A 19,400-nucleotide genomic window follows, 5' to 3' on the forward strand; every position below is an offset into this window, starting at 1 on the left:
TCGCAGGCGCTATACGCGTCAAAATTTCATAACGCGCACACACAATGGAGAACACCATGGCAGTCAGTAAATCCAGTGGGCAAAAATTCATTGCCCGTAACCGCGCGCCACGCGTGCAGATTGAGTACGACGTGGAAATCTATGGTGCGGAACGCAAAATCCAGCTGCCCTTCGTGATGGGCGTGATGTCCGACCTGGTCGGGAAACCGCTGGATCCGCAGCCGGGCGTTGATGAACGTAAGTTCCTTGAAATCGACGTCGACAACTTCGACGAACGCATGAAGGCGCTCAAACCACGCGTGGCATTCCAGGCAGAAAACACCCTGACCGGAGAAGGGCGTCTTAATATCGATCTGACCTTTAACAGCATGGAAGACTTCTCGCCGGATGCGGTGGCACGTAAAGTCGAGCCACTCAATCAGCTGCTGGATGCCCGTACCCAGCTGGCTAACCTGCTGACCTATATGGATGGCAAAAACGGTGCGGAAGAACTGATCGGCAAAATCCTGCAGGACCCGACGCTGCTGCAATCACTCAGCCATCTGCCGAAAGCTGACGACAAGGCAGCCGACGACCACGGCAACAAGGAGTAAGCGATGAGCAACCCATTCCAACAGTCAGGCGATTTGCAGCAGCAGGCCTACAGCGAGGACGCGTTCAGCGCGCTGCTGAATAAAGAGTTCCGCCCGAAAAGCGACCAGGCGCGCGCGGCGGTGGAAAGCGCGGTGAAAACCCTTGCGCAGCAGGCGCTGGAAAATAGCGTTACCGTCTCCAACGATGCCTACCGCACCATCCAGGCGCTGATTGCCGAGATCGACGACAAGCTTTCCCAGCAGGTCAACCAGATTATCCACCATGAAGACTTCCAGCAGCTGGAAGGGGCGTGGCGCGGCCTGAGCTATCTGGTTAACAACACCGAAACCGACGAGATGCTGAAAATCCGCTTTATGAGCATCTCTAAGCAGGAGCTGGGCCGCACCCTGAAACGCTATAAGGGCGTCAGCTGGGATCAAAGCCCGATCTTTAAGAAGATCTATGAGGAAGAGTACGGCCAGTTCGGCGGCGAACCCTTTGGCTGCCTGGTGGGCGACTACTACTTCGATCACGGCCCACAGGACGTGGAGCTGCTAAGCGAAATGGCGCGTATCGGCTCTGCCGCCCACTGTCCGTTTATCACCGGCACCGCGCCGGGAGTGATGCAGATGGAGTCCTGGCAGGAGCTGGCCAACCCGCGTGACCTGACCAAAATCTTCCAGAATACCGAATACGCCGCCTGGCGCAGCCTGCGTGAATCGGAAGATGCGCGCTACCTCGGCCTGGTGATGCCGCGCTTCCTGTCGCGTCTGCCTTATGGCATCCGCACCAACCCGGTGGACAGCTTCGACTTTGAAGAGCAGACCGACGGCGCTAACCACGGCAACTACACCTGGACCAACGCCGCCTACGCGATGGCGGCCAATATCAACCGCTCGTTTAAAGATTTTGGCTGGTGTACCTCGATCCGTGGCGTCGAGTCCGGCGGCGCGGTGGAAAACCTGCCGTGCCACACCTTCCCGAGCGACGACGGCGGCGTGGACATGAAATGCCCGACCGAAATCGCCATCAGCGACAGGCGTGAAGCCGAGCTGGCGAAAAACGGCTTTATGCCGCTGGTGCACCGCAAGAACTCCGATTTTGCCGCCTTTATCGGCGCACAGTCGCTGCAAAAACCGGCGGAGTACCACGATGCCGACGCCACCGCTAACGCCCGACTGGCGGCGCGCCTGCCGTATCTGTTCGCCTGCTGCCGCTTTGCTCACTACCTGAAGTGCATCGTGCGCGACAAGATTGGCTCCTTCCGCGAGCGCGACGAGATGGAGCGCTGGCTGAACGACTGGGTGATGAACTACGTTGACGGTGACCCGGCTAACTCCTCGCAGGAAACCAAATCACGCAAGCCGCTGGCTGCCGCTGAGGTGCAGGTGCAGGAGATCGAAGATAACCCGGGCTACTACGCGGCCAAGTTCTTCCTGCGTCCGCACTACCAGCTGGAAGGTCTTACCGTGTCGCTGCGCCTGGTGTCCAAACTGCCGTCGCTGAAATCGAACGACGCGTGATAAAGCGGGGCGGGGTGACAGAAAGGGGCGGCAATACCGCCTCTTTAGCGGGAGGAAAGCGGGTGTTGAGAAAATCGCTGCGCTGGTTATTGCGTATAGCGCTGACGTACCTGGCTTTCCTCGGTTTTGTTGCCTGTGCTGGCTATTATGTTCTGATATTCGACTGGCATATTTCCGCGACTGCAATCGCATTGCATATTGCCCTGATGATCGTTGCTATAGCTATTTTGATTGGCATTTATGGTATTGCAGAAAAACTCAGGTCAGCTTAACGGCCGACAGTAAATAATCAGCGCTGGCCTGCTGGTAAATAAAGCAGGCTAAGCGTCATCAAATTTAGCGGTTAATAGTGGGGATATGATTGATCGCTATATATCTCTGAATACCTCCCGCGTGGCGATATTCAGAAGCAGGGCAGAGGTAAATATAGAATATTTATTTGTATATTTATCTGTATGCTATATCAGTGCTTTATCTAAACCCAAAGGTTTCCTGAAGGAAGCAGGGTAAAAGCAATAACTTAACTAATGAGAGTAGATAACCATGGCTATTGATATGTATTTGAAAGTTGACGGTGTTACCGGTGAATCTAAAGATGCTAACCACACCGGCTGGATCGATGTGACTTCTTTCTCCTGGGGCGCTACCCAGCCGGGCAACATGTCCGTAGGCGGCGGCGGCGGTGCCGGTAAAGTGAACTTTAACGATCTGCACGTTGATGCAAAAATCGATAAAGCAGTTACCGCGCTGCTGAAAAACTGCGCCAGCGGTAAGCACGTCGGTAAAGTAGAAGTTTCCGTATGTAAAGCGGGCGGCACTCAGATTGAGTACACCCGTATTACTCTGGAAGACGTGCTGGTAACCCGCGTCGAGTTCTCGGGTGCAGGAAACGGGGAAACTTTGGGCGTAACCTACGCATTCCAGGCTGCCAAAGTGAAACAGCAGTACTGGGAGCAGAGCACCACCGGTGGTAAAGGCGCAGAAAGCAGCGCTGGCTGGAATATTAAAGAGAATAAAGAAGCGTAATCACTACGTTTTAGTAACCCCATCAGGGGTTACTTTTTTTATAAGGAATGAGTAATGACTTCTGCGACAATAAGTATTGTTAGAATGTGGGAAACATCATTATCAACAATAAGTAAATTTTCTATTTCCGGAACAGATATTTCAGGGTTCATGCTGGAAAGACCGGGGCCTGATACTATAATATCTAATTTAAGGTTGAGGATTCCAGAAGGAATATATAATTTAAAGTGGCATAATAGCGGGAAACACTCAATTGCTAAACATAATCCTGTTCCGCTTTTGTATAATGCCACTGTTCCTGTTTCGAGATATATATTAATCCACAATGGAAATGTAGCATCTGATAGTGATGGTTGTTTATTAATTGGTTCCGTGAAAACTCAGAATAGCGTACTTTCCAGTGTTCCTAAATTACTTGAGTTGAAAGAGTTTTTGCAAAGAGTTGGTATTGAAAACGTCAAGGTAAGAATTACCAGTTGTTATTCATTATGTCGATAGATCAAAAACTTCAAAGAGGTAGTGATGTTAAAGTTGAAAAAGTATATTTTTTTGTTGATTGTTACTTTACTTTCTTCATTCGCAGTTTACGCCAACGATAGCGAAGCCAATGAAAAAAATATCGAAGGCATATTACAGGCATATTGGTTTCCTGCTGTAAATGATGACGGTTCAGAGGGTAAGTCTGAACTGATGCTGCGCTTCCTGGATGGCAGTAGCCAGACATCTCCCAAAGTGATTGATCTGTTCAAAACAAAAAACAGAGAAGGTTTACCAGAGAACAGCAATTTTACGGATGCCAGAACTATTGCCTTAATTAAAAAAGAGTTTATCGCTATCCCCGATAACTTCTTTCGTTTCAAAGAGGGGCATATTGAACAGGCTGGTTCATTAACCCTGAGCAGCGAGTTGGAAAATGTGGAGTGCGACAACAAAAATTATTATGCGCACTTTATCTCTTTTAAGGCGACGGCCAGCGGTCAGCATAACGCAGAGGATATTGCCAGGCGCAGTGGTTGTGGGGGTTATCCCTGGTTACAACGCTTTTCCAAAAATCTTAATAAAGAAACGGTGACATTTAAATCACAGCCAGATGCAAAAAGTAAAGTTGTCTATACCGTTACCACTGACGATACTGTAGTAAAGATAAAGAGTATCAACGCTGAGTGGATCTATGCGGCCATTTATGATGAATCTAAGCCAGAGATGTCCGGCAATATTCGCGGCTATATTTTAAAGTCCGATCTCTCTTTGCTGAATTAGAGTTAGTCCAACCTTTGTTTATAACATATCAATAGCTATGTGAGAAACCAGCGCAGATAAGGGACGTTATAAATAAATTATTATCACTCTCTTTACTGATCCTTGCCCTACAGGCAAGTACCGCTTATGCCATCGATGATTGCTCTAAGGGCAAGATTGATCCTAAGGTTTATGCCTGTGCAGACAAAAACAGAATTGAGGCCGAGGCTGATTTAAACAAAGAATACGCAGCAACCAAAAGTCGCGTTGAGTATTACTTAAAAAGTGACCAGGCTGAAAAGAAAAGATATCTTGATAAGTTACTGGCAGCGCAGAGAGCCTGGCTTAAATACCGTGAGTATGATTGTCAGTTAGCAGGTTGCGCGGCGGATGAAGGATCAAATCCAAGTATTACTTTCACTAATGTTTGTATCACTAATCGTAATATTGAAAGAATAAAACGATTGAAGAAGATTCCTTAATTGCTATCTGAGTGTTTTATTGAGCTTTTAGTTGTGATAAATACAGATATATACGGTGTTGTATGGGTTGAAGTGCTAATATTAGCCATCCATATAACACCGTAGTAGAAACTGAAAGCAGCCCGTTTAATAATCCATTAAAAATTTGAAACTCAATACATGGACCTGGTGTGAGAATATTTACTGTCCTTATCAGTTTTATGGTAACTGCAACTTATGCGCTTAATGCCAGTGCTCTAAATTTAGAAAATACACTTTGGCAAGTTAAAAAAGTACATCCAGACGTCGATTCTGGCAGGCGAATGATTTACGGTGAAAACGATCCTCGTCTTGTAGGTCGTTTTCTCCAGCTCAATAAAAATAATATAGAGAGCGATCTGCCTGACTTTTTTGACTGCAAAATGCCTGATTATCAAAAGCAAAAATTAGCGCTTGATGAATGGGTAAAAAGAGCAACCGGGATAGCTGAAACAACCGGTGCCAAAGCCTGGCGTTTAAATGTCAGAGGCAGTGATATTGTCACCACCTTTACTGTGCATTGCCAGACAGGTATGTTTGACGGAGGTGGCTATGGGGAATATGGGGCAATGATAGCCCAGCTTTCACCCGCAGAGATTATTATTAACTGGGGTGAGACAACCCTTGTTGAACTTAATCCGGTTAATAAAAATGATATAAAACCCTCGTTTGATTGCGGCAAAGCACAAGCGGAAAGTGAAAAGGCCATCTGTGCTGACTATCGTCTTTCTTCTCTGGATAAGAGCGTATTTGATGCCTGGCGTGTTGCTAAAGCACTGGCTAAAGATGTCGCTAACACAGAGCTGTTAGCTACCGTCGTTGCCAGTCAGAAAGCCTGGCTGATGAACAGAAACCAGTGTGGATCTGATCCTCAGTGCCTGGCTAAAAGTATGACAGAGCGTATGGAAAAATTAGCAGAAACTCAAAATGAGTAGCGATCGACTATTACAGCGCAGATAAGGAATACAATGAATAAGCCAATTTTAGAAAGAAGGTATTCTTTATGAGATTAAATATTCTTTTACTTTTAATTAGTGGGCCATTTTCTCTATTTCAGGCATACGCTCGTAATGATTCCTCACTAAACCTCAAAGGTGACTGGGAGGTGAAAAATCTCTATAAAAACACAAATATATCAAGACGTCCTGATCTTATCCCTGGAGACCCTAATTTAGTTGGGCGAACCGTGAATTTTAAGGACAGCCATTATTAATGGCGGGGTCGTTATACAGGGGTGCCAGTTTCCAACATTCACTAAAAAATCACCGCTACCACTCGATTCACTTGTAGCTTTAACTGCTGGTGAAGAACCAAACGATAAAGCAGCTAAAGAGTATGACTTACCCTTAGCTGGAAATACTAAGGTGACACCTTACTTAATCTCATGCAAGAGCGGTTTTTTGGGACCTAGGGGACAAGAAATTGGCAACTGGCTGATAAAATATGATGATGATAAGATCCTGACAAACTGGTTTAATCAAACCTATCTATTACTTGAAAAGTTACCGGCGAAAGTCACTCCTACACCATCATTTGATTGTAAAAAGCCACATCAAAAACTGAGAAAGCAATCTGCCCTGATTATGAACTCTCCTCCTGGGATAGAAGTGTTACCCTGGCGTACAGTATCTCTGAACAATATATAAAGGGTATCGGTATTAACGTGAAAAAGGAGCTGGAAGCGTTGAAGGTTTCGCAACGTAATTGGTTGAAGGAACGCAACTCCTGTGGTGATAACACTCAATGCATCTCGGATAAAATGCAGAATCGTGTCTCTGTCCTTGTTGAGGCGGTAAAGTAAGTTGATCTGTTACCACGCTATGGAGTGATAATATATTCATTCCATATTCAATAAAACGTGGTGCTTAATTATTTAACAATGAATTACCTGATACCAGGTAACTATGTTGTTTATATTTATTGCTATTCCTTATCAGCTTTTATCAATATCTGAATGGCTATCCAGGCCACAATATGTAACTAAATAGATAACCCCTGATAAGGAAAACGATGAATAGGCTATTATCACTTTCTCTTCTGCTCGCAGGGCTACAGATAAGCTGCTCCGCTTATGCAATCGACGATTGTGCAAAGGAAACCAGCGATCCGGCTGTTTTTACCTGTGCGGAAAAAAATAAAGACACAGCCGAAAAGAACCTTAATCATGAGTACCTCGCGGCGAAGACACGCATCGATGATCTGTTTTCTCATGAGGCTGATGTAAAAAAAGAATACCTCACTACTTTTATTGAGTCTCAGCGGGGGTGGCTGAAATATCGCGATGGGCAATGTAAGTTATTTGCACACATTGCTGACAAAAACAGTAATCCTTATATTGTATTCACTAATAATTGCATTGCTGAATTAGATGAAAACAGAAGCAAGCAGTTAAAAGAAATACCATACGATTGAATTTAGCTGTTTGCATCAAAAAAATGCACCCTGCTTTTTACGGTGCATTGTATTTAAGGTTGCATATAACTAATAATTGCAAATGGTGAAAGCAAGCTGGTTATCTCATAAGTCACCATCGATAAGGAAAACCATGAATAAATTATTATCACTCTCTCTTTTAATTATGCGCTCCAGCTGGCAGTCTGCGTTAAGCGTATCAGCAGTAGTTAAAACGATCGCCACCTACGCAGCACCCCAAACCCAGCGCCTAAACCCCGCCGCTTTTCCCCAGAGGGGCGCAGTTTAACCGCCGTATTACCCTGCATCATTGATGCAGAAAGGTAACCACCTAAACGCAGGAACACGTTATGCGATTTACAATTATAACGAGCAAACAGGGCCAGCAGCCGCCGCAGGGCAGCTGCGACTTTCTGCCGCCCGGCGGCACCATTGGTCGTGGTGCTGATAACAACCTGGTGCTGCCGGATGATGACCGCACCATTTCACGCCTGCAGGCTATCGTGCATATCAGCGCCACGGGCGAGTGCCATATCACCAATCGTGGCAACGTGACGCGCGTCCACCTGAATGATATTCCGCTGGAGCGTGGCCGCCAGGTCGAGCTGCAGGATGGCGATATTATCGGCATTGACGACTATCGCCTGCAGGTCAGCGAACTGAGCGCAGGCGCGCAGCCGCTAAGCCAGCCGGTGCCAGCGCCCGCAGCGCCGCGCCCGCAGCCGGTCGCCCCGGCGGCAGCCGCTGCGCCAGCTGCTATCCCCAGCGAGATCTGGGACAGCCTGGCGCAGGAGTTCTCGATCTCCGATAACCTCTCCAGCCGCAGCAAAGCCAAACCGCAAAGCCAGGCTAACCCGCTGACCGCCCCGGCCGCCGCCGAGCGTAATCCGGCCGATCCGCTGGCGCAGCTGGCGCAGAACAGCGATCCGCTAAACCTCGAACGCCGCGATCGCACCCCCGACCGCCTGTTTAACCAGGATCCGCTGTTTAAACAGGACAGCATCTTTGATGACAGCACCCCCAGTACGCTGTTCCAGCCGCCGGGGGCAAAAAGCAGCGTTACGCAGGGCGCACGTCAGGATGAGCAGGACCCGCTGGCGCTGTTCGGCGCAGGCGCAGCGCCACAGGTCGATCGCGACGACCCGCTCGGCCTGATGATGGGCAGCGCCGTGCCGCTGACGCCGCCAGAGGATAAGCCGCAGCAGACCTCAGAGCAGCCGATCATTCCGCTAACGCCAGAACCCGTGCCGCCTGTCACCGGGGAAAAAACATCATCTTCGGCGGATGAGCTGCCGGACAGCGATTTCAGCCTGTTTGGCGACGACAAAACGCAGCAGTCAGACGAGGCCAACTCGCCGCTGTTTGACGTGCCGCCGCCTGGCCCGGCCGCCGCTCAGCCTACGGCGTCCTCCGCCAGCGGTGACTACGGCGGTATTACGCTGCCGACCCCTCAGGCGCGCGCGCGTAGCAGCACTCCACCACCGAAAGGTCGGCTGAGTATCGACCCGGTGGCCAACAGCACGGCGCACAGCAGCGGCAGCAGCGGTGAAGTGCTGGACGGCGATCTGATGGCGGCGCTGGTCGGCGGTATGGGCCTGCAGGATCTGCAACCCACACCGCGCTTTGACCAGCACGCGATGCAGGAGCTGGGGCAGATGCTCAGCATGTTCTCGCAGGGCACGGTGGCGCTGCTCTCTTCGCGTTCGATCCTTAAGCGCGGCGTAAAAGCCGAAATGACGGTGATCCTCGACGAGGCCAATAACCCGTTTAAGCTGCTGCCGTCCGGCAAATCGGTACTGATGCAGATGTTTGGCAGCCGCATGCCGGGCTTTATGCCGCCAAAACAGTCGGTGCGCGATGCGCTGGTCGATTTGCAGGCGCACCAGCTGGGGATGATCGCCGGCATCCGTGCGCTGATTGCCTCGATGCTGCAATCATTTAATCCCCAGCAGCTGGAGGAGGAAGCGCGCCAGGAAGGTGCCATCTCGCGCCTGTCGCTGCCGGGCAGCCGCAAAGCCGCGCTGTGGGACCACTTCAGCAAACGCTATAGCGAAACCGCCGGCGAGATTGAAGACGACTTCCATACCCTGTTTGGTGAAGCCTTCCTCCATGCTTACGATATGGAAGTCAACCAGTACAAAGACTCACAGATCAGATCGGAAGAAAGATGAATATTACTTTAGCCTCAATGTCGAATCAGGGAGCGCGCACCAGCAATCAGGATCAGGTCGGTGAAATTGTCGGCGACCGTTCCGCCTGCTTTGTGGTGTGCGATGGCGTGGCGGGCCTGCCCGGCGGCGATATTGCCGCCAGCGTGGCGCGCGATACCCTGTTGCAGCGCTTTGACGGTCAGCAGCATCTTAACGCCCAGCTGATCCGCCAGTATGTCAACGATGCCAACAGCGCCATCCGTCAGCGGCAGAAAGCCGATCCGCCCCATCACCGTATGGGCACCACGCTGGTCAGTCTGTTTATCGACCGCGATTATCAGCTGGCCTACTGGGCGCATGCCGGTGACAGCCGCCTCTATCTGTTCCGGCGTGGTTATCTCTACCACGTCACCACCGATCACAGCCTGGTGCAGCAGATGAAGGATGCCGGGCATCAGACCGACGGCATCAACGGCAACCTGCTCTATTTTGCCCTGGGGATGGGCGATGAAGACCGGGATGCCAGCTACAGCGACGTGGTGCCAATAGAAGATGGCGATGCGTTTCTGCTGTGTACCGATGGCTTCTGGCACGGCGTGTCGCAGCACCATATGCAGCAGTCGCTGCATATGGTCAACACGCCGCAAGAATGGCTGACGTTAATGCAGCAGATGATTAAAAAGAATGACCAACAGTCGGACGACAAGCAGGACAACTACAGTGCGGTTGCCGTCTGGGTGGGGGAGCCACAAGACACCACGCTGCTGCATTCCCTGTCGGAAGCAGCACAATTTATTGCTCTGCGCGATTAATACAGGAAAAGGAACTTATGAAATATTGGCTGTCAGGTGCGTTGACTTTCATCATCGCGTCCAGCGCATGGGCGCAGGATTTCCGGCTCGTCCAGTCCCCGGCGCTTAAGCTGGATATCTGGATCGATAACGTAAAAAGTAACAGCCCCGAAGGCTGGTGCGCGCGCGAGCTGCCGCTGCGCATTGTGGCCAATGGCAAAAAAGATCCGGCGCTGCTGGATGACTATTTGCCAAAGGTGGGCAGCTTTTTGCAGAAGCAGTGCACCGCACTCAATCAGATTAACTGGCAGATGACTGACAGCAGCGGCAAAAAGCTGGCTGCGGGAAGCGCCAGCAAAGCTCAGGGCTGGGCGGTGAGAGCCACGGCGCAAGCGCCAGTGCATACGCCAGCAGTGGGCCAAACCCCGGCGGCGGAAGACCTTTCACCAGCGGCAGATACCACGCCGTGGGTGCAGTTCAGCCTGTTGGACGGCTGTCACTTCCGCACCTACTGGCGCGGCAGCAGCCAGACCAGCGCGCTGTTTGTTCCGGCCAAAGGCGGCGTCAGCTGCGGCAGCGACGGCTGGCTAAAGGGATCGGGCGAAACCACCCAGCTGGCAAATGGTGCGGCGAAAAATCTGCCGATGACCTTCCTGCAAGGCTTCCCGGTGGCTGGTCTGAATGGTAAAACGCCGGGCAGCGGCCTGCAAATTGTCACGGTAAACAATCAGCGCATGGTGCTGAACGACAGCAAGCTGGCAGACAGCTGGATGGTGCTGCCCTATGCCCCGGAGCTGAACGGCTGGCAGGCGAACGGCTTACTGGTGTTACGGATCTCTGCCGCAGAGGCTGCCAATAACAACACTCTGCAACAACGGCTGAATGAAGTGCGTAATCTGTGGTCGCCGCTGCTGAAAAACAGCACTGACCTGACCATCAAACTGGTGGATGAGCTGCATCCACAGCTGCAGGACCCGGCCGCCGGTGCCTTCCGTACCCTGCATTAAGGACACGCCATGCATTCGTTACAACATCTGATGGACGGCCAGTCGCTGGCTGAAACTCTGGCAAGAATCGAAAGCCAGATAAAACGCCAGCCTGCCGATGCCGATCTGCGCGCCAGCTTTGTCCAGCTGCTGTGCCTGGCGGGCAACTGGAGCCGGGCGCAGACGCAGCTAAAATCCTGGCTGGCGCTGAAACCACAGGCGCAGCCCACGGTCCAGCTGCTGGACCAGACGATTAACGCTGAACGCCAGCGTGCGGCGGTATTTGCCGGTGAAGCATCACCGCGTATGCCGGGCGCGGCATGGAATTGGGCAGAGCAGCTGCTGGCCGCGCTGGCGGCCGATGCCGCTGGCGATCGTGCTCAGGCGCAACGGCTGCGCGGCTGCGCTTTAGAAGCGGCGCAGCTGAATCCCGGGCAGTTGACGCACCAGAACCAGCAGCAAACCTTTGACTGGCTTACAGACGGTGACGGGCGGCTCGGCCCGGTGTGCGAACTGATTGCCAACGGACAGTACAGCTGGCTGCCGTTCAGCGCCATCAGCGAAATACGCTTTCAGGCTCCGGTCAGCGTCACCGACCTGGTATGGCGGCATACGCTGGTCAGACTGGTGGATGGCAGCGAGCAGGTGTGCCAGATACCGGTACGCTATCCGTTTGTCGAACAGGCCGACGACCGCTACCGGCTGGCCACGCTGACCGAATGGCAACCGCTGCCGGGCGATGACCAGCAGTTCAGCGGCCACGGGCAGAAATGCTGGTTCAGCGCCGACGCCGAATTCCCGCTGCTGGGCATGGAGATGCTGGCGTTTAGCGATGCAGAGCCAGCCTTATGAGCCAGCACAGCGATGAAGGGCATAAGCTGCTGCACGGCGGTTACCGCCAGCGCCGCCAGCAGGAAGGGCTGAACATCCGCGACAAAATGCAGCCATCGCTGCTCGATCGTCTGACCGACAACGCGCCGGATAATCCGCGTGAAGCGGCGCACAGCACGCTGATCTCGCACAGCGCGCTGCGGCGCAACGTGCTGCGCGACCTGCAGTGGCTGTTTAATACCATTAACAATGAAGCGCAGCAGGATCTGTCACCATTCCCGCATGTACAGCGTTCGACGCTGAACTTTGGCATTTCGCCGCTGGCGGGGCAGCGCATGTCGGATATTGAATGGCAGGATATCCAGCGCAAGCTAAGCGCGGCGATCCTCAACTTCGAACCGCGCATTCTGCCCGCCGGGTTACAGGTGCGCTGCGTGTCCGACACCAGCTCGCTTGACCTGCACAACGTGTTGTCGATTGAGATCAAGGGCCGCCTGTGGTGCGTGCCGTATCCGCTGGAATTTCTGTTTCGTACCGATGTGGATCTGGAAAACGGCCATTTTGCCCTGCGTGATATGGGTTAATCAAGAAGGTCAATTGTCATGGACAGTAAGCAGCTCGACTATTACAACCGTGAACTGGCGTATCTGCGCGAAATGGGCGCGGAGTTTGCCGGGCGCTATCCAAAGGTGGCAGGCCGTCTTGGCATGCGCGGCGATGAGGTGGCCGACCCCTACGTTGAGCGGCTGATGGAGGGCTTTGCCTTTCTCACCTCACGCGTGCAGCTGAAAATGGACGCCGAGTTTCCGCGCTTCTCCCAGCGCCTGCTGGAGATGATTGCGCCGAACTACCTGTCGCCAACGCCGTCGATGGCGATAGCCGAACTGCAGCCGGACAGCCGCAAAGGCGATATCAGCAACGGTTTTCTGGTGCCGCGCGGCACCATGATGGACAGCCAGGCGCTAAAGCAAAACGGCGTCACCTGCAGTTACACCACCGCCCATGACGTGATGCTGCAACCGGTGCGCATCAAAAGCGTTGAGCTGGGCGGCATTCCGGCCAACGTCCCGCTCGGCGAACTGGGGTTAAGCCAGCGCGGCGCGGTCAGCGCCCTGCGCATCCGCATCGCCTGTGACGAGAGCATCACGCTTGCACATCTTAGCTTCGACAGCCTGATGTTCTTCCTCAGCGGGCCGGATATGCAGGCGCTGCAGCTGCTGGAGCTGGTGATGCAGCACTACGTGGGCGGCTACTGCCAGAGCGTGGGCAGCAGCCCGCAGCGCACGCTACTGGGCGATGATGCGCTCCAGCAGGAAGGGTTTGCCGCAGACCAGGCGCTGCTGCCAAACGATCTGCGTAATTTCGATGGCTATCGCCTGTTGCAGGAGTACTTCGCCTTCCCGGCCCGCTTCCAGTTTATCAGCATCAGCCAGCTGCGCCCGCTGTTACAAGCCTGTGACCCACAGGCGCGTGAATTCGATATCGTGCTGCTGCTGGACAGCGCCAACCCGGGGCTGGAGCGGGTGATTGACCACAGCCATCTGGCGCTGCACTGCACCCCGGTAATCAACCTGTTTCCGAAAGTGGCGCAGCGGCAAAAGCTCAGCGACAGCGTGCACGAATATCATCTGGTGGTGGATAACATCCGCCCGCTGGACTACGAGATTTTCTCGGTGCAGAAGCTATACGCCAGTGGCGAGCGCCAGCGCGAGGAGCAGCAGTTCCGCCCGTTCTGGAGCACCTTCAGCGATGACGGCGGTAACTACGGGGCTTACTTCTCGCTGCGGCGCGAACAGCGCACCCTGTCCGAACATGCGCAGCGCTTCGGCACGCGCACCGGCTACGTCGGGTCGGAAGTGTTTCTGTCGCTGGTCGACGAGCACAATTCGCCCTGGCATGAGGATCTGCGCTATCTGACTGCCGAGGTGATGTGTACCAGCCGCGATCTGCCGCTACTGCTGCTGCAACAGCAGGGGCAGTTTGTGATGCCTGATTCGATCCCGGTGCGCCAGCTTACGCTGCGTAAAGGGCCGACGCCGCCACGTCCGGCGCTGGCCGAGGGAAAAATGGCCTGGCGGCTGGTCAGCCATTTGCAGATGAACTATCTCAGCCTGATGGACGGTGATGACGGGCAGGGGGCGGCGGCGTTACGCCAGATGCTCGGGCTTTACGCTAATCTCGCCGAAGCCGCTGCGGCGCGCCAGATCGACGGTATTCGCCACTGCCAGCTGAAGCCGGTGTTCCGGCGCGTGCCGGAGCCTGGCCCGATTGTCTTTGCCCGTGGCATCGGCATTGAGCTGGAGGTGGACGAGCAGGCGTTTTCCGGCAGCAGCCCGTGGCTACTCGGCAGCGTGCTGGAGCGGGTGTTCTCGCGGCTGGTGGCGATCAACACCTTTACCGAAATGACGCTGACCAGCCAGCAGCGCGGCGAGGTCGGCTACTGGGCGCCGCGCATGGGCAAAAGGACACTGATATGACACAGCAGCCCGCCGCGCAGGCAGAGAAAATTCACCGCCTGCATCGCCTGCCGCCGGACTTCTGGGCGGCGCTGTGCGCCACGCCGTGGCGCTATGACCTGTTCCAGCTGCTGCGGCGGCTGGATGCGCAGGGCGGTCACCGCTATCCGCTGGGGCGTGCGCCGCTGCCGCGCCACGAACCGCTGCGCATCGGCCAGCGGCCGTCGCTGGCCTTTGCCCCGGCGGCCATCGCCGGCGTCACGCCGCGTGAAAACAGTGCGCTGCACGATGTCTCGATCTACAGCTTCGGCCTGTTTGGCCCCAACGGCCCGCTGCCTGTCCATCTGACGGAATATGCGCGTGAGCGCAGCGACCACCACCAGGACAACAGCCTGAGCGCCTTTGCCGATCTGTTCCACCATCGCCTGACGCTGCTGTTTTACCGCGCCTGGGCAGATGCGCAGCCCACGGTGGCGCTGGACCGGGCGGAAAAACGCCAGTTTGAGCGCTGGCTCGCCAGCCTGATCGGCATGGGGCAGCCGGGGCAGCTAAAACAGGGCAGCCTCAGTGCGCATTCACGGCTGGCGCTGGCCGGGCATCTGACCCGCCACGCCCGCGATGCCGAGGGACTGCAAAAAGTCCTCAGTCACTACTTTCAGGTGCCGGTGCGGCTGGTGGAAAACGTGCCTCACTGGCAGCCGGTTGACCGTCGCGACCGCGCCAGCCTGGGGGCCGGACGGCGCAAACCGCGACTCGGGGTTTCTGCGTTTCTCGGCGTGGCGGTGCGCGATGTGCAGCACAAGTTACGTCTGGATCTGGGACCGCTGCCAATGGCCAGCTACCAGCGTTTTCTGCCCGGCGAACCCTGGGCGGTGCAGCTGCGCGACTGGGTGCGTCAGTATCTGGGCATTGAATTTCTCTGGGAGGTGCGGCTGATCCTTGACGCCGCCGATGTGCAGGGCGTCACCCTCGGCGGCGCATCCCGGCTGGGATACAGCAGCTGGCTGGGACAGCCGGCTATCCCACAGCACCGCAGCGATCTCACCTTTAGTCCGGAGCCGCAGGAAAGTGTTTAAATAACTTTTGATAATATAAAAAATACAACAAGGAGGTGGTTATGTTTACAAGTGTCAGAAAATCTGAATTTGAAACTGCAGTAGATCAATTACGCCAGCTGAGTTATTCACTTTCGCTAACCTGGCTTCCTCAAGGTGTAACGCGTCACCTTTTTCAAAAAGAGATTAATGATCTTATTCGTTACGTAAGCAATGAAGTTGATATTAACTGTCTGTCTGTACAGGGTGGCTATGAAATCATCAAAAAAGAGACGGAAAGGTTAAGGCTTCAGGAGTTTGATATTATTTCTGGGAAAGTGAAACAATACCTGGCTATAGAAAAATCAGTTCGGGATAAAAAAGCTAATCTTTTTCTGAAACAGATAGGTTTTGTCAGCGGTGGTAGTCAGGTGTTTGCTGGTTTCGGTGTTTGTGCTGCATCCTTAGGGGTTGCATGTGCGACATACGGAACACCTCTGATTGTACATGGGATGAACAACACCTATGAAAGTGGTTATTACCTTCTGTACCGGACGGAAAAACAAGGTTATACGCGTCAGGCCTATCGAGAAGTGGCGCAAAAGCTTGGATACAGTGATAATAAGGCGAACCTGGCCTATGCAAGCATTGATATTGCTTTGTCCGGCTATGGCATGGCGCGTAACGTACCAAAGCAAGACTCCTGGCGCTTGTTTAATCATATCAACTCTGATTTTATTCGGGGTTGGCAAGAGATGGGAAAAGTCCCTATGGCTGCGGAGTTAACAGGCGTTGCCTCTACAGCATATAGTATCCGTCAACTCAATTAGGTTGAATTTATTATGTACAGTGAAGTGACTATCTCTGACAACTCCTGGTTAATTACCCTCGGTTATGAAGTATGCTCGGTTGCTATTTTAGTTTTTTTTGTCTTCTTAAGGTTCAGGCACGAAATTATTTTCAGATATCATAATTTATTTACCATTATAGTAGTGATGATTTTTTCATTTATCCAGTATCAGATTATCAAGTTTGGTGCTGACGATATATATCGATTCTTTGGCTACGCTGCATGGGATGATTCTTCAATAAGATACTCTGCCATGTTCTTCTTTGTAGCTTATATTATTTTCGTGGTTGATTTTAAATCGCTAAAAAGATAACCCGGTTAACGCTTATCAATCTGCCGTCTGATGAGGATTGCACGCTGCGCAATCATGCCGTTTTTAAACAGAACACTAACTACTGAGATCAATCATGTCAGAAATCAGCCGCGCCGTACTGTTCGGCAAACTGGATACGCTGTTATTTACCTCTCTGGAGAGCGCCACCGCGTTTTGTAAACTGCGCGGCAACCCCTATGTGGAGCTGGTGCACTGGCTGCACCAGCTGATGCAGCATCAGGGCGGTGACTTACAGCAGCTTATCCGCCATTTTTCACTGGATGAAGAGGCGCTGACGCGGGATATCGTGGCGGCGCTCGACAGGCTGCCGCGCGGAGCCAGCGCGGTCTCTGACCTGTCCGAACATATCGACAGCGCGGTGGAGCGCGCCTGGGTTTACGGTTCGCTGAAGTTTGGCGTACAGCAGATCCGTGGCGGTCACCTGCTGATTGGCCTGCTGAAAACCTTTAACCTCGCCAACCTGCTGAAAGGCATCTCGCCGCAGTTCAGCCGCATCAGCGTTGATGTGCTGCTGGAGCAGTTTGATCAGGTATTTGGCGACAGCAAAGAGGCACAGCAGGTCAGCGCCGCGCCGCAGACTGCCAGCGGTGAAATCCCACAGCAGCAGGGTACGCTGGCGCAGTACGCGCAGGATCTGACGGCGCGCGCGCGCGATGGCAAGATCGATCCGGTGGCCGGGCGCGACCAGGAGATCCGCCAGATGGTGGATATTCTGATGCGCCGCCGCCAGAACAACCCGCTACTCACCGGGGAAGCCGGGGTAGGCAAAACGGCGGTGGTGGAAGGGCTGGCGCTGCGTATCGCCGCAGGCGACGTGCCTGAACCGTTGCAGCAGGTGCAGCTGTGGCTGCTGGATATCGGCATGTTGCAGGCCGGAGCCGGGATGAAGGGTGAATTTGAGGCGCGGCTTCAGGCGTTGATTAATGAAGTGCAGTCCAGCCCGACGCCGATCGTCCTGTTTATTGATGAGATCCACACCCTGGTCGGCGCGGGCGGTCAGCAGGGTACCGGCGATGCCGCCAACCTGCTGAAACCGGCGCTGGCACGCGGCCAGCTGCGCACCATCGGTGCCACCACCTGGGCGGAATACAAAAAGTACATCGAGAAAGATCCGGCGCTGACCCGCCGCTTCCAGACCGTGCAGGTGCACGAGCCGGACGAGGAGAAAGCGCTGCTGATGCTGCGCAGTACCGTCAGTCCGCTGGAACAGCACCACTGCGTCCTGCTGCTGGATGAAGCGGTAGCGGCGGCGGTCAAGCTCTCGCATCGCTATATTCCGGCGCGTCAGTTGCCGGATAAGGCGGTGGCGCTGCTGGATACCGCCTGCGCACGCGTTGCCGTCAGCCAGAGCGCCCAGCCACCGCAGCTGGAAGACTGCCTGCATCGCATTCATGCGCTGGAGATTGAGCGCGATATCGCCGGGCGTGAAGCGAAAGTCGGTATCGGCGAGGCCGGGCGCGTGGCGCAGTTGGAGCAGCAGCTGGCGGCGCTGGCCGAACAGCGCGACAGGCTTAACGAACGCTGGCAGCAGGAGCGCGCGCTGGTGGACGACATCATCGCCCTGCGCGGGCAGCTGAGTGCAGAGACGGCGGAAGACCAGGCGAGCCTGCATCAGCAGCTTACCGCACGCCAGCAGCAGCTGCGTGAACTTCAGGGCGAAGCCCCGCTGCTGTTCGCGGCGGTGGATGCCAACGTGGTGGCGGCGGTGGTCGCCGACTGGACCGGCATTCCGCTGGGGCGCATGGTGAAAAACGAAATTGATGCGGTGCTCAAGCTGGCTGATACCCTTAATCAGCGGGTGATTGGTCAGCGCCACGGGCTTGACCTGATCGCCAAACGGGTGCGCACCTCGCGCGCACGCCTGGACGACCCGAACAAGCCGGTCGGGGTCTTTATGCTGTGCGGGCCATCCGGGGTGGGTAAAACCGAAACCGCGCTGGCGCTGGCGGAAACGCTGTACGGCGGCGAACAGAATATTATCACCATCAATATGAGTGAGTTCCAGGAAGCGCATACCGTTTCCACCCTGAAAGGTGCGCCGCCGGGTTATGTCGGCTATGGTGAGGGCGGAGTCCTGACCGAAGCGGTACGCCGCCGTCCGTACAGCGTGGTGCTGCTGGATGAAATTGAAAAGGCGCACCCGGACGTGCATGAAATCTTCTTCCAGGTGTTTGATAAGGGCTGGATGGAGGATGGCGAAGGGCGGCATATCGATTTCCGCAACACCATCATTATTCTCACCTCTAACGTCGGTACGCAGCTGATTAGCGCCATGTGTGCTGACCCGGAACTGATGCCGCAGCCGGAGGATCTGGCCGGAGCGCTGCGCCCGCCGCTGCTGGAGGTGTTCCCCCCGGCGCTGCTGGGCCGCCTGCTGGTGGTGCCTTACTATCCGCTCAGTGATGAGGTGCTGGCCAATATCGTGCGTCTGCAATTACAGCGTATTCAGCGGCGGCTGGAGGAGAATCACGGTATTATCTCCGAAGTGGATGACAGCGTGATTAGCCAGATTGTCCAGCGCTGTACCGAAGTGGAGTCCGGCGGTCGCATGGTCGACGCCATTCTTACCAATACCCTGTTGCCGCAAATGAGCCAGATGCTGCTGTCTGCCAGCGCGCGCGACGAACAATACCGTCGCCTGCGCGTTACGTTACATCAGGGCGAATTCCAGTGTCAGTTTGAGGCGTAAAGCCAT

Annotated in this window: 18 protein-coding genes and 1 pseudogene; all 19 read left to right on the forward strand. The window is 54.3% G+C overall.

Going from position 1 to position 19,400, the window contains the following annotated elements:
• Positions 1-56 precede the first annotated feature (56 nt).
• The 19 genes and pseudogenes from tssB to tssH all read left to right on the forward strand — a co-directional run bounded on the left by tssB (position 57) and on the right by tssH (position 19,394).
• Positions 57-593, forward strand: coding sequence for a type VI secretion system contractile sheath small subunit (gene tssB, locus EPYR_RS03250; protein ID WP_012666981.1), 537 nt, complete (start codon positions 57-59; stop codon positions 591-593).
• 3 nt (positions 594-596) lie between these two features.
• Complete coding sequence (gene tssC, locus EPYR_RS03255; protein WP_012666982.1) at positions 597-2,096, forward strand: type VI secretion system contractile sheath large subunit; 1,500 nt, start codon at positions 597-599, stop codon at positions 2,094-2,096.
• Between the two features lie 14 nt (positions 2,097-2,110).
• On the forward strand, positions 2,111-2,368 hold the full coding sequence (locus EPYR_RS03260; RefSeq protein WP_231839703.1) for a hypothetical protein: 258 nt from the start codon (positions 2,111-2,113) through the stop codon (positions 2,366-2,368).
• A gap of 271 nt (positions 2,369-2,639) precedes the next feature.
• Positions 2,640-3,122, forward strand: coding sequence for an Hcp family type VI secretion system effector (locus EPYR_RS03265; RefSeq protein ID WP_012666984.1), 483 nt, complete (start codon positions 2,640-2,642; stop codon positions 3,120-3,122).
• A 54-nt stretch (positions 3,123-3,176) separates the two neighbouring features.
• Positions 3,177-3,620 (forward strand): DUF5675 family protein, encoded by a 444-nt coding sequence (locus EPYR_RS18845; protein ID WP_012666985.1) that lies wholly within the window; start codon positions 3,177-3,179, stop codon positions 3,618-3,620.
• 24 nt (positions 3,621-3,644) lie between these two features.
• On the forward strand, positions 3,645-4,382 hold the full coding sequence (locus EPYR_RS03275) for a hypothetical protein (RefSeq protein WP_012666986.1): 738 nt from the start codon (positions 3,645-3,647) through the stop codon (positions 4,380-4,382).
• 155 nt (positions 4,383-4,537) lie between these two features.
• Entirely contained in the window at positions 4,538-4,843 is a 306-nt protein-coding gene (locus tag EPYR_RS18850; protein WP_226060722.1) for a lysozyme inhibitor LprI family protein, read from the forward strand.
• Positions 4,844-5,013: 170 nt separating this feature from the next.
• Positions 5,014-5,796 carry a lysozyme inhibitor LprI family protein gene (locus EPYR_RS03280; protein WP_012666987.1) on the forward strand — a complete coding sequence of 261 codons (783 nt, stop codon included), beginning with the start codon at positions 5,014-5,016 and terminating at the stop codon, positions 5,794-5,796.
• A gap of 629 nt (positions 5,797-6,425) precedes the next feature.
• Positions 6,426-6,662 (forward strand): annotated as a pseudogene (locus tag EPYR_RS21495) (lysozyme inhibitor LprI family protein); the annotation flags it as partial.
• Between the two features lie 209 nt (positions 6,663-6,871).
• The gene (locus EPYR_RS03285; RefSeq protein WP_012666988.1) at positions 6,872-7,273 is read left to right on the forward strand and encodes a lysozyme inhibitor LprI family protein; all 402 of its coding nucleotides are present in this window, start codon (positions 6,872-6,874) and stop codon (positions 7,271-7,273) included.
• A 350-nt stretch (positions 7,274-7,623) separates the two neighbouring features.
• Positions 7,624-9,444 carry a type VI secretion system-associated FHA domain protein TagH gene (tagH, locus tag EPYR_RS03290; protein ID WP_012666989.1) on the forward strand — a complete coding sequence of 607 codons (1,821 nt, stop codon included), beginning with the start codon at positions 7,624-7,626 and terminating at the stop codon, positions 9,442-9,444.
• Entirely contained in the window at positions 9,441-10,235 is a 795-nt protein-coding gene (locus tag EPYR_RS03295; RefSeq protein WP_012666990.1) for a PP2C family protein-serine/threonine phosphatase, read from the forward strand. The genes tagH and EPYR_RS03295 overlap by 4 nt, the downstream gene beginning before the upstream one ends.
• 17 nt (positions 10,236-10,252) lie before the next feature.
• Positions 10,253-11,221, forward strand: coding sequence for a hypothetical protein (locus EPYR_RS03300; RefSeq protein ID WP_012666991.1), 969 nt, complete (start codon positions 10,253-10,255; stop codon positions 11,219-11,221).
• A gap of 9 nt (positions 11,222-11,230) precedes the next feature.
• Positions 11,231-12,052 (forward strand): type VI secretion system accessory protein TagJ, encoded by an 822-nt coding sequence (locus EPYR_RS03305; protein ID WP_012666992.1) that lies wholly within the window; start codon positions 11,231-11,233, stop codon positions 12,050-12,052.
• On the forward strand, positions 12,049-12,615 hold the full coding sequence (tssE, locus tag EPYR_RS03310) for a type VI secretion system baseplate subunit TssE (protein WP_012666993.1): 567 nt from the start codon (positions 12,049-12,051) through the stop codon (positions 12,613-12,615). Before EPYR_RS03305 ends, tssE begins: the two co-directional genes overlap by 4 nt.
• Positions 12,616-12,633: 18 nt before the next feature.
• Entirely contained in the window at positions 12,634-14,508 is a 1,875-nt protein-coding gene (gene tssF / locus EPYR_RS03315) for a type VI secretion system baseplate subunit TssF (RefSeq protein ID WP_012666994.1), read from the forward strand.
• Positions 14,505-15,563, forward strand: a complete 1,059-nt coding sequence (tssG, locus tag EPYR_RS03320) for a type VI secretion system baseplate subunit TssG (RefSeq protein WP_012666995.1) — start codon at positions 14,505-14,507, stop codon at positions 15,561-15,563. The genes tssF and tssG overlap by 4 nt, the downstream gene beginning before the upstream one ends.
• A gap of 41 nt (positions 15,564-15,604) precedes the next feature.
• Positions 15,605-16,351: a DUF4225 domain-containing protein gene (locus EPYR_RS03325; protein ID WP_012666996.1), complete on the forward strand. Its 747-nt coding sequence runs from the start codon at positions 15,605-15,607 to the stop codon at positions 16,349-16,351.
• Positions 16,352-16,778: 427 nt separating this feature from the next.
• Complete coding sequence (tssH, locus tag EPYR_RS03335) at positions 16,779-19,394, forward strand: type VI secretion system ATPase TssH (protein WP_012666998.1); 2,616 nt, start codon at positions 16,779-16,781, stop codon at positions 19,392-19,394.
• Positions 19,395-19,400 lie beyond the last annotated feature (6 nt).

The organism is Erwinia pyrifoliae DSM 12163, assembly GCF_000026985.1.
Lineage (GTDB): Bacteria > Pseudomonadota > Gammaproteobacteria > Enterobacterales > Enterobacteriaceae > Erwinia > Erwinia pyrifoliae.